General features: G+C 63.4%; 9 protein-coding genes and 1 pseudogene. 3 read left to right on the top strand and 7 right to left on the bottom strand.

Going from position 1 to position 10,542, the window contains the following annotated elements; all coding sequences use genetic code 11:
- From LB545_RS05175 to LB545_RS05190, 4 genes are read right to left on the bottom strand one after another with little or no spacing between them, the layout of a single operon-like run.
- A complete protein-coding gene (locus tag LB545_RS05175; RefSeq protein ID WP_140491110.1) occupies positions 1-1,164 on the bottom strand; it encodes an acyl-CoA dehydrogenase family protein in 1,164 nt (387 codons plus the stop codon).
- Between the two features lie 4 nt (positions 1,165-1,168).
- Positions 1,169-2,263 (bottom strand): carnitine 3-dehydrogenase, encoded by a 1,095-nt coding sequence (locus LB545_RS05180; RefSeq protein WP_140561815.1) that lies wholly within the window; start codon positions 2,261-2,263, stop codon positions 1,169-1,171.
- Positions 2,264-2,265: 2 nt separating this feature from the next.
- On the bottom strand, positions 2,266-2,889 hold the full coding sequence (locus LB545_RS05185) for an HD domain-containing protein (RefSeq protein WP_224704566.1): 624 nt from the start codon (positions 2,887-2,889) through the stop codon (positions 2,266-2,268).
- A 15-nt stretch (positions 2,890-2,904) separates the two neighbouring features.
- On the bottom strand, positions 2,905-3,822 hold the full coding sequence (locus LB545_RS05190) for a 3-keto-5-aminohexanoate cleavage protein (RefSeq protein ID WP_140491102.1): 918 nt from the start codon (positions 3,820-3,822) through the stop codon (positions 2,905-2,907).
- 79 nt (positions 3,823-3,901) lie between these two features.
- On the opposite strand from LB545_RS05190, the gene LB545_RS05195 reads away from it, so the two are divergent.
- Positions 3,902-4,882, top strand: a complete 981-nt coding sequence (locus LB545_RS05195; protein WP_140491100.1) for a GlxA family transcriptional regulator — start codon at positions 3,902-3,904, stop codon at positions 4,880-4,882.
- A 32-nt stretch (positions 4,883-4,914) separates the two neighbouring features.
- On the opposite strand, the gene LB545_RS05200 is transcribed toward LB545_RS05195, so the two are convergent.
- A complete protein-coding gene (locus tag LB545_RS05200; protein ID WP_140491096.1) occupies positions 4,915-5,124 on the bottom strand; it encodes a hypothetical protein in 210 nt (69 codons plus the stop codon).
- A gap of 308 nt (positions 5,125-5,432) precedes the next feature.
- A complete protein-coding gene (gene xylA / locus LB545_RS05205) occupies positions 5,433-6,758 on the bottom strand; it encodes a xylose isomerase (protein ID WP_140491093.1) in 1,326 nt (441 codons plus the stop codon).
- Between the two features lie 110 nt (positions 6,759-6,868).
- Between xylA and LB545_RS05210 the strand changes: the two genes are divergently transcribed.
- Positions 6,869-7,231 carry a nuclear transport factor 2 family protein gene (locus tag LB545_RS05210; RefSeq protein ID WP_140525794.1) on the top strand — a complete coding sequence of 121 codons (363 nt, stop codon included), beginning with the start codon at positions 6,869-6,871 and terminating at the stop codon, positions 7,229-7,231.
- A 197-nt stretch (positions 7,232-7,428) separates the two neighbouring features.
- Here LB545_RS05210 and xylB read toward each other — a convergent pair whose 3' ends face one another.
- Complete coding sequence (xylB, locus tag LB545_RS05215) at positions 7,429-8,883, bottom strand: xylulokinase (RefSeq protein WP_224704581.1); 1,455 nt, start codon at positions 8,881-8,883, stop codon at positions 7,429-7,431.
- A 440-nt stretch (positions 8,884-9,323) separates the two neighbouring features.
- On the opposite strand from xylB, the pseudogene LB545_RS05220 reads away from it, so the two are divergent.
- Positions 9,324-10,542: pseudogene (locus LB545_RS05220) on the top strand (autotransporter outer membrane beta-barrel domain-containing protein); the annotation flags it as partial.

Consider the following 10,542-nt stretch of genomic DNA (forward strand, 5'->3'; position numbering starts at 1 on the left):
TCAGGCCCCGAACGGGCGCAGCAGCGCCCGCGAAATGATGTGGCGCTGGATTTCCGACGTGCCTTCCCAGATGCGCTCGACCCGGGCGTCGCGCCAGATGCGCTCCAGCGGCAGGTCGTCCATCAGCCCCATGCCGCCATGGATCTGGATCGCTTCGTCGGCGACGTAAGCCAGCATTTCTGTGGCCTTCAGCTTGGCCATGGCCATGTCCTGGTCGGTGACGGTGCCCTGATCGTACTTCCAGCCGGCTTCGAACACCATCAGGTCCGCGGCCTTGAGTTCGGTTGCCATGTCGGCGAGCTTGAACGACACGCCCTGGAACTTGCCGATCTGCTGGCCGAATTGCTGACGCTGCGCGGCGTACTCGACCGCATGGCCAAGCGCCCGCTCGGCACGGCCGAGGCAGGTGGCGCCGACCTGCAGGCGGGTGGCGCCGAGCCAGGAATTGGCGACGTCGAAACCCTTGTGGACTTCACCCAACACCTGGCTTGCCGGAAGGCGGCAATCGTCGAATTCGAGGATGGCGTTGGTGTAGCCGCGATGCGAGACGTTGCGGTAGCCGTCGCGCACCGTGAAGCCCTTGGTGCCCTTGTCGACGAAGAAGGCGGTGATCTTCTTGCGTTTGCCGCGCGGCGAATCCTCTTCGCCCGAGGCCATGAAGACGATGGCAAAGTCGGCGAGGTCGGCGTGGGAGATAAAGTGCTTGGTGCCGTTCAATACCCAGTCGTCGCCGTCCTGCACGGCGGTCGCCTTCATGCCGCGCAGATCGGAGCCGGCGCCCGGCTCGGTCATCGCCAGGCAATCCCATTTCTCGCCGCGGATGCACGGGAACAGATATTTTTCGCGCTGCTCCGGCGTGCCGGCCAAAAGGATGTTGGAGGGGCGCGCGACGCAGGTCCAGTGCAGCGCGTAGTTGGCGCGGCCGAGTTCCTTCTCGTAGAGCAGCCAGGTCACCGTATCGAGCCCCGCGCCGCCGACATCGGCCGGCATGTTGGCGGCATAGAGACCGGCTTCGATCGCCTTGGCCTTTAGCTCCTCGATCAGTTCGCGGCGCAGCACGCCGGTGCGCTCGACCTCGCGCTCATGCGGGTAAAGCTCATTCTCGACGAAGGCGCGCGTCGTCTCGACAATGAGCTTCTGTTCCTCCGACAGACCGAAATCCATGGTCTCAGCCTTTCTTCTTTTTCTTCGGTTTTTCGGCTTTCTTCACCGGCTTCGATGCCTTCGCCTTCTCGGCCGCCTTGGAGGCGGCCGGCTTTTTCGCCGCCAGCTTGGCCAACTGCCTGGTATAGTCCTTGTGCAGGGCGCCGGCGCCCCAGCCCTTGCCCTTGTTCTGCTTCGAGAGCGCATCCATGATGGCGACCAGATTATCGTCGCGGATCTTTTCCAGTTCGCGGATCGACAGGCCATGCGCCTGGTCGTCCGACTGCGTGGCGATCAGGTCGACCAGCTCGTCGTTGAACTCCGGTACGTCCATCAGCTTGGTCCACGGCCATTTCAGGCAGGGGCCGAACTGCGCCATGAAGTGGCGCATGCCGGCTTCGCCGCCGGCGACGCGATAGACCTGGAACATGCCCATCTGTGCCCAGCGCAGGCCGAAGCCATAGCGCATGATGTCGTCCAGTTCCTCGACGGTGCAGATGCCGTCCTTGATCAGCCACAGCGCCTCGCGCCAGGCGGCTTCCAGCAGTCGGTCGCCGACGAAGGCTTCAATCTCCTTGCGGATGACGACAGGCTTCATGCCGATCGAGGCATAGATCTCCTTGGCGACTTCGACCGCCTCGGGGAATGTCTGGTCGCCGCCGACGATTTCCACCAGCGGCAAGAGATAGACCGGGTTGAACGGGTGACCGACGACAAGCCGCTCCGGGTGTTTTTTCATCGCCACCTGCATGTCGGTCGGCTTGATGCCGGAGGTCGACGAGCCGACGATGGCGTTGGCCGGCGCGTGGATATCGATCTCGGACAGGACCTTATGCTTGAGGTCGAGCCGTTCCGGCACGCTCTCCTGGATGAAATCGGCATCGGCCACCGCCTCGGCGATGGTCTTGGCGAAGGTCAGCCTGCCTTCTTTCGGCAGGCCGCCCGGAACCATCTGCTTGTAGGCGCGGCGCGCGCCCTTCATCACTTCTGAGACCTTGCGCGAGGCCTCGGGATCAGGGTCGAAGATCGACACGTCGATGCCATTCAAGAGCAGGCGCGCCACCCAGCCTGCGCCGATGACACCGCCGCCGATGGCGGCCGCCTTGTTGATGATGCTCATGGTCAGGCTCCGGTTCTTGTCTTGGCTGTTTCGGGATCGGTGAGCGGCACGCGCTCGCCGGCGCGGATAATGGCGGGGTCGTAGGCCCTGCGGACAAAGACTTCGAGCACGAATGGCCTGAAGAACTCGATCGGCAGCGTCTCGTAGTCGGGGTCGAAGCTCGACTGGTCCCAGCGCTCGCAGAACTGGTCGCAATCGTCGAAATAGGCATGACCGGCGAAGCGGTCACGCGCATGGCGGTTGCCGCCAAGATGATGGGCATAGTAGAGGCGCTGGAAATCGCCGTGCTTCTCCACCACCCAGGTGCATTGTTCGCGCACGAAAGGCTTCAGGATCGACGCGGCGTATTCGTCGTGGTTGTAGGGTGCGTAGATGTCGCCGATGTCGTGCAGCAACGCGCAGGCGATCCAGTCGGTGTCGGCGCCGTCGCGCCAGGCGCGTGTTGCCGCCTGCAGCGAATGGCCGAGCCGGGTGATCTTGTAGCCGGAAAGGCTCTCGTCGAGTTGAACCAGGGCTTCCAGCAACCGATCACCGGTTTTGGCGGCATAGTCGATTTCATGGGCGGTCAGGAATTCGTAGTCGTCCTTGTCGCCATCCTTCATTGCGGTGAATTTGACGGTGGCCATCTGAAGCTCCCCTCTCTATGCCGCGATCGGCGGCCGCTTGGTGAGGTTGAGCTTCCTGCGCACTTCCTCCGGCCCCAGAATCCTGGCGCCGAGATTGGTGACGATGCTGGCGGCACGTTCGACCAGCTGCGCGTTGGTGGCAAGCACGCCCTTGTCGAGCCAGAGATTGTCTTCGAGACCGACGCGGACATTGCCGCCGGCCAGCACTGCGGCGGCGGCATAGGCCATCTGGTTGCGGCCGATCGAAAAGGCCGACCAGCTCCAGGTCGACGGCACGTTGTTGACCATGGCCATGAAAGTGTTGAGGTCGTCAGGCGCCCCCCATGGCACGCCCATGCAGAGCTGCACAAGCGCATCCGGCTTCAGAACCTGTTCCTCGACCAACTGCTTGGCGAACCACAGATGGCCTGTGTCGAAGGCCTCGATCTCCGGCTTGACGCCGAGCGCGGTCATCATGCCGCCCATGGCGCGCAGCATGCCGGGTGTGTTGGTCATGACATAGTCGGCCTCTGCGAAGTTCATTGTGCCGCAGTCCAACGTGCAGATCTCCGGCAGGCACTGGCGTACATGCTCCATGCGGTTGGTGGCGCCGCCCATGTCGGTGCCCTTCTCATTGAGCGGCAGCGGCGCTTCGGGCGAGCCGAACACCATGTCTCCACCCATGCCGGCGGTAAGGTTCAGCACCACGTCGACGTCTGCCTCGCGGATGCGCTCGGTCACCTCGCGGTAGAGATGAACGTCGCGCCTGGGCTTGCCGGTTTCGGGGTCGCGCACATGGCAATGCACGATCGCCGCCCCCGCCTTGGCCGCGTCGATGGCCGAATCAGCGATCTCTTTGGGCGAGCGCGGCACATGCGGGCTGCGGTCCTGCGTGCCGCCGGACCCGGTCACGGCACAGGTAATGAAAACCTCACGGTTCATCGCAAGCGGCATGGAACTCTCCTCCCAGTCGAAACAGGCGCCAAGCATCGCCCGACTTGCCGAAAACTGCTTTGCGTTTTACGAAGCTTCCATGACTAAAGGCGAAAAACTGACGATCTTTCGCGCCGAGCGTCTGCCGCTCAAGGTGACGATGCTGGTGTTTTCCGGCTCGTCCATCATGTGCGTGGCCTCGGCGGTCGACCCGCTGCGCGCCGCCAACCGCATCTCCGGCGAGACATTGTTCGATTTCAAGCTGGTTTCCGTAACCGGCGAGGCGCCGGTCACCACTTGCGGCCTTCCAGTGGCGGTCAGCGGCCGCTTCGACGCGGCCGAACCGACCGACGTTCTTGTCGTCGTCGCCGGTTTCGGCACGCAGAATTATGCGACGTCGGCTCTGCTCTCGGGCCTGCGCCGCGCCGCCCGTTCGGCGCGCGCCTGCGGCGGCGTCGAGGCCGGTACATGGCTGGTCGCGCGGGCCGGCTTGCTCGAAGGCCGCAGCGCCACGACCCATTGGGAAGACATGGAAGATTTCTCGTCGGCCTTTCCGGGCGTCGACGTCCGCCCGGACCGTTACGTCATCGACGGGCCGGTCTTCACCTCCGGTGGCGCCTCGCCCACCTTCGACCTGATGCTGCACCTCGTTCGCACCCGCCTCGGCATGGCCGTGGCGCTCGATGTGGCCAGCGTCTTCATCTACGATCAGGCCCGTGCGGCCACCGACGCTCAGCCCCTGGTCTCGCTTGGCCGGCTCGACGGCTATGATCCGCGCCTGGCGCAAGCCATCCGGCTGATGGAAGCGCATGTCGACCAGCCGTTGACGGTCGCCGCCGTAGCAAAGCGCGCCGGGGTGACGGCACGGACACTGGAGAGCATCTTCCGCAAGTCGATCGGCGAGACGCCCGGCGCCTACTATCTCAGGCTGCGCCTGGGCGCTGCGCGGCGGCTGGTGATCGACACCAGAGTGGCCATGGCCGACATTGCCGGGCGGACCGGATTTTCATCCGCCGCGGCATTTTCGAGGGCGTTTTCAAGAGCTTTCGGTGAAGCCCCGGTCAGGCTACGCCGGGGTTGATGTACATGTCGTCCAAAGTGGGAAGCGGTTGATCAGGCAGCGTTCTGCCGGTCGCCGCCACTATCGATCTGCGAGCGCATCTGTCTTGCCAGATGGGTCTCGAAACGGCTGGCAACGGCGCGGTCCCATTCGTTGGAGCGGCGCGCACCATCCTTCGGATGCGGCATTGCCATCAGCCGGTCGATAATCGACCCGGCCTCGCCATTTGAGAGCAGGGCGTCGATTTCACGTTCGTTCTGCATATCGGTTCGCCTCCTTCTTCCTCTCCCGCCACGAGCACCTTCTTATAGGAGATTCGTGACGGCAGTTTGAAGGCAAGAGAGAGGCGATTGAGGGGCGTCAGTGGGCAAAACCTTGTCGTCGATTCCGCACTGGCGCAAAGCCCTTTCACCCGGTCTCGGCGCCACCCTCGTCCGCCCGCCGGCACCTTTTCCGTTCAATGGCGAACAGGGCGGCAGGCAAATAAGCGCGACGCCGGGAACTTCTCCCCGCGAAGCGGCGTGGGTAAGCGGAGCGGCGGCTGAACGAGCCGCCGCCCGCCTTTCATCCCTTACACGTAGCGGTTGACGATGTTTTCGAGCAGTTCCTGACGGCCGGAGCGCGGCTGCGGTTCGATCTTCTTCTTCACCACGCGCTCGGCGATGTCCTCCAGCGTGCGCTTGCCGGCAAGCATCGCCTTGGCCTCGCCGCTGTTCCAGCCTGCGTAGCGCTCGGCGAGTGGAGCCGACAGCGCCTTGTCTTCGACCATCTTGGCGGCTGCCTTCAGGCCGCGCGCGCAGGCATCCATGCCGCCGATATGGCCGATCAGCAGGTCCTGCGGATCGAGCGACTGGCGGCGCAGCTTGGCGTCGAAATTGGTGCCGCCGGTCTTGAAGCCGCCCGCCTGCAGGACCTGGTAATAGGCCAGGGCCATCTCCGGCACATTGTTGGGGAACTGGTCGGTGTCCCAGCCCGACTGGTAGTCGTTGCGGTTCATGTCGATCGAGCCGAAGATGCCGAGCGCATTGGCCAACGCCAGCTCGTGCTCGAAGGAATGGCCGGCGAGGATGGCGTGGCCCTGCTCGATGTTGAGCTTGACCTCCTTCTCCAGGCCGAAGCGCTTGAGGAAGCCATAGACGGTCGCGACATCGTAGTCGTACTGGTGTTTTGTGGGTTCCTGCGGCTTCGGCTCGATCAGGATCGTGCCTTTGAAGCCGATTTTGTGCTTGTAGTCGACGACGAGGTTGAGGAAACGGCCGGCCTGCTCCTGCTCGCGGGCAAGGTCGGTGTTGAGCAGCGTCTCATAGCCCTCGCGTCCGCCCCAAAGCACATAATTCTCGCCCTTCAGCCGCTTGGTGACGTCGATGCAGCTCTTCACCGTCGCCGCCGCATAGGCAAACACATCCGGATCGGGGTTTGTCGCGGCACCCGACATGAAACGGCGGTGCGAGAACAGGTTCGCCGTGCCCCACAAGAGCTTGACGCCAGTCTGCTTCATCTTGGTGGCGAAATAGTCCGCGATCTCGTCGAGGCGCGCGGAACTTTCCGAAAAATCCTTGCCTTCGGGCCGCACGTCGGCATCGTGGAAGCAGAAATAAGGCGCGCCGAGCAGCGAGAACATCTCGAAGGCGACGTCTGCTTTCAGTTTTGCCAGTTCCATCGTGTCGATGCCGCCGGCCTTGGGGAACCACGGCCGATCGAAGGTCTGGCCGCCGAACGGATCGCCGCCCGGCCAGGCGAAGGAATGCCAGTAGGCGACGGCGAAGCGCAGATGGTCTTCCAGCCGCTTGCCGGCCACCAGCTCGTCCGGGTTGTAGAACCGGTAAGCCAGCGGATTGGCCGAGTCCGGCCCCTCATATTTGATCTTCTGGATGTCGCCGAAAAAGCCGCTGCTCATGGATTTCCTTCCTCTCCGAAATGGCTCCGCCTGATTACCTCAGGCGTAATTGGTTCCGTTCGTCCGTTGGGTGAAAAGGGTCATGTCAAAGCCAACGAAGGAGACAGATCATGACCGATCTCAACAAGATCGCCGAAAGCTACATCACCGCCTGGAACGAGAGCGACGCCGCGCGCCGTCAGGCGCTGCTCAAGGCGACTTTCACCGAAGACGTCAGCTATCGCGATCCCATCATGCAGGGCGACGGCCATGAAGGCGTCGCGGCGCTGATCGACGGCGTGCAGCAGCGCTTTGCCGGCTTCCGCTTCTCGCTGAAAGGCACACCGGACGGGTTTGCCGACAAAATCCGCTTTTCCTGGAACCTCGGCCCGGAGGGCACACCGTCCATCATCGAAGGCACCGATATCGGCGTCATCGAGAACGGCCGCCTGAAGAGCATCACCGGCTTCCTCGACAAGGTGCCGGCGCAGTGAGGCTTCACGGCTAAGGTAGGCGCCAGGCGCCCCCCTCTGGCCTGCCGGCCATCTCCCCCTCAAGGGGGGAGATTGGCTGATTTTTATACCTTCGCCAACCTCCGGCCTTGCAAGGCTAGCGTAGCCGCCAAAGCTGCCGATCTTCCCCCTAGAGGGAGAGATGCCCGGCAGGGCAGAGGGGGGCGCGTGGCGCCTGCTCACGCCGTTGCCGCCCTGATCGCCGGATAAAGCCCGCGGTAGCGCTGGTAGGCATCGGCAAATGCACCATCCAAGCCGGCATCCGGTTCGATCGTTGCATCGGTCCTCGGCGCCGTGCAGACATCGAGCGGATCAGTGTCCGTCGCTGCGATCAGGCCGAGCCGGGCGGCGCCGAAGGCGGCGCCGAAATCGCCGTCGGCGGGAATGTCGACAGGCAGCTGAAGCGCGGTGGCGATGGCCTTCAGCCAGTAGCGCGAGCGCGAGCCGCCGCCGATCGCCGTCACACGCATCAAGCTCGTGCCCGCAGTCTTCAACGCCTCGAGGCTGTCGCGAAAGGCGAAGGCCACGCCTTCCAGCACGGCCTGGGTCAGGACGGCGCGGCTCGATTCATGCGCCAGTCCGGTAAAGGAGCCGCGAATGACGGAATCATTGTGCGGTGTGCGCTCGCCCGAGAGATAGGGCAGGAAGGACACGCCGGTCGGCGCCTTCAGTGTATCGCCCAGTTCCGATGTCAACTCGCCTGCGCCCTTGCCGGTAATCTCGGACAGCCAATTGAGCGAATCGGTGGCCGACAGGATGACGCCCATCTGATGCCAGGTGTCAGGCAGCGCATGGCAGAAAGTGTGGACCGCGCTTGCCGGGTTGGGCAGATAGGAGGCATTGGCGGCAAACAGCACGCCTGACGTGCCCAGAGACACGAACGCATGGCCGGCACGGACCGTGCCCATGCCGCAAGCGGAAGCCGCATTGTCGCCGGCGCCGCCGGCAATCGGGATGCCGGCTTCGACGCCCCATTTCGACGCCAGCTCGCCGCGCAGCCCACCGGCCTTCTGCGTACCCTCGACCAGGGATGGCATGTGCTTTTCGTCGAGCGACGTGGCCGCGAGCAGGTCGGCGGACCAGCGCCGCTTCCCAACGTCGAGCCAGGAAGTGCCAGCCGAGTCCGACATTTCCGAAATATGTTCGCCGGTCAGCCACAGCCGCAGGAAATCCTTGGGCAGCAGCACCTTGGCCACTTTGGCGAAAATGGCGGGTTCGTTGTTCTTCACCCAGGCGAGCTTCGGCGCGGCGAAACCGGGAAAGACGATGTTGCCGGTCAGCTCGCGAAACCGCGGATCGGCGTCGAGCGCGGCTGCCTCGGCATGGCTGCGCGTATCGTTCCACAGAATGCAGGGGCGCAGCACCTTGTCAGAGGCATCGAGCAAGGTGGCGCCATGCATCTGACCGGATAGGCCAATGCCTTTCACCGCCGCGAACTGCCAGGGATGGGAGGCCTTCAGTTCGGCAATCGCGTCTTCGCAGGCGCGTAGCCAGTGGGCTGGATCCTGTTCGGACCAGCCGGGATGCGGCCGCGAAACGTCGAGCGCGCCATGGCCGGAACCGATGACGGTCTGTTCGGCATCGATCAGCAGCGCCTTGACGCCGGACGTGCCAAGGTCGAGGCCGAGATACATGTTTTCCTCCCTTGCCATTATTTTTTTCGGATCTCGAAAAAATCTGGCCGAGGCAGTTTTTAAGCCAAGATCCGCCGCGGGTCAATTCTCTGACAATCGGCCGCGCATCACGAAAACAACGCCGACGGCGGGCTGTGTGGCCGCGCCAGCGTACGCGCCGCCACCAACACGCTTTGGAGGGTTGGCGAGACGCACGCCAAGCACCAATTCTGGCTCAATCAAAGCACAGCTCTGTCCGGCCCGTTTTCCAGTTCATCAACCATGACGGGCAGATTAGGCTTTGTAAAACGGAACGAATTGTGTCTTCATTGCGGCGTAGGGTGGGGGCTTGCAATCGCGAATCTTGGAGGGACGCGGTGCGGCGCTTTGAAAACAGGCTTCCGAATGGCGATTCGGAAGACATCGCTAAATTAGTTGTTCTGAAACGGCATATGCCGGTGATGTTTCTTCCTCGAATGCTTGGCGTTTTTGCCGCGACGTTGCTGGCGTTGCTGCCCAATTCCGCCGCCTTCGCCGCATGCCTGCTCGTTCCGACCGCCGGAAACGACACCTTCATCTGCGACAGCGGCGATTCGGGCGGCAGCCTCAACGATCTGAACGGCGACAACACGCTCACCTTTCCCGCCGGCGGCACCGGCCAGGTGAGCGGCAATGTCACCTTCGGCGTTGGTTCGGACCGCATCAACATGCAATCCGGTACCATCACCGGCACGGTCGACCAGGGCGGTGGCGCCGATTTCTTCACCATCGGCGCTGGCACCGTCATCGGCAATGTGCAGCAAGGCTCGGGCATAGACGACTTCAACATAAGCGGCGGCCAGATCGGTTCACTTAACCAGGGTGATGGCCTCGACACCTTCACCATGACGGACGGACGCATTGTCGATTTCTTCGACGACGGCGACCATGCGGTGATGACGGGCGGCCGCATCGGCCGCGTCAACATGAAGCTCGACCAGAACTATTTCAACATGTCCGGCGGCGCCATCGACCGCAACCTCGTCACCGGCTTCGACAAGGACACGATCATCCTTTCGGGCGGCACGATCGGCGGCAACATCAGCGTCAGCGGCGGCAATGACAGCGTGACGATTACCGGCGGCACGGTCGGCGGCGACGTGCTGATGAGCTTCGGAGCCGACAATTTCGTCTGGGATGGCGGCGGCATCATCTATGGCGCCGTCGACCTCGGCGCCGACAACGACACGGCAAAGCTGAGCAACCTGACCAATTCCAATCTGGGCGGCGCCGACGCGCTGAATGGCGGCCTCGGCACCGACACGTTGAGTTTCGACAACGTCAAGCTCAAAGGCATCAGCCGGGTGCAGAACTGGGAGAGCATCGACGCCACCAATGACACCGAACTAACGCTGGACGGCAATCTGGTGCTGGGAGACAGCGGCACCGGCACAGGCTCGCTCAGCGTCGATGCCGCAAGCACGCTCTATGGCGGCGGCTTCAACGCGTCGATACAGGCCTTTACGGCGGGCCAGCTTGCGGACGTCGTCAATGCCGGCCGCATCGACCTGACCAATGGCAGTACAGGCGCGACGGATCGGCTGACGATTTCGGGCAATTACACCGGGCTTGGCGGCCTGCTGCTCATCCAGACAGAACTCGGCGATGATTCCTCGGCCTCGGACAGGCTGGTGCTGTCGG

Origin of the sequence: Mesorhizobium sp. BR1-1-6 (assembly GCF_020165355.1) — a bacterium.
GTDB lineage: Bacteria > Pseudomonadota > Alphaproteobacteria > Rhizobiales > Rhizobiaceae > Mesorhizobium.